We start from the raw sequence: 511 nt of genomic DNA, 5'->3' as shown, positions 1-511 counted from the left end.
TGCAGCTTGGCTTCGGCGGGCGCGGCCGCCAGCACGGCGCGAAACGCCATTTCGATACGGCCGGTAGGGTCGGCGGGGTCGTCGTTGCGGTAAATACCCGAGGTCAAACGCTCGCGGGCCGCATTGTCGCTGAGTAATAGCCGGGCCAGTTGAGCGGCGAGATGGTCGCGCGGCGGCGCATAGGGTTTGCCGAGCGGAAACAGTAACGCGCGCAACAGCAATGCCGGCAGCCGGGCGGGCAATAGCCAAAATACCGCCAGCAGGGATTGTTGGGCCCGATGCAAACTGTATTGGCAAGCCCAATCCAGCAGCGGTAAATCATCGGCATGCGAACCCTGGTTTTCGAACTGTTTCAACGCGCAGGAACATAAATACAGAAAACTTAAAACATCGGCAAAACGGCCGGACAGGCGTTCCTTGCGCTTCAACCGACCGCCCAGCATCAGCAGGGCGAAATCGGCGGTCAAGGCAAAGCCGGTGCTGAGCCGGGTCAATTGCCGGTAGTAGCGCC

General features: G+C 60.9%; 1 protein-coding gene. It reads right to left on the bottom strand.

All coding sequences use genetic code 11. The annotated features are described in order from the left end of the window. Positions 1-511 (bottom strand): acyl-CoA dehydrogenase domain-containing protein (locus NP596_RS21850; protein WP_256617474.1); only part of this gene is annotated, 511 nt, incomplete at both ends.

The sequence above is a fragment of the Methylomonas rivi genome (assembly GCF_024505165.1).
GTDB lineage: Bacteria > Pseudomonadota > Gammaproteobacteria > Methylococcales > Methylomonadaceae > Methylomonas > Methylomonas rivi.
The sequence above is the reverse complement of the archived record's forward strand: the minus strand, read 5'-3'. Positions and strand labels throughout refer to the sequence as shown.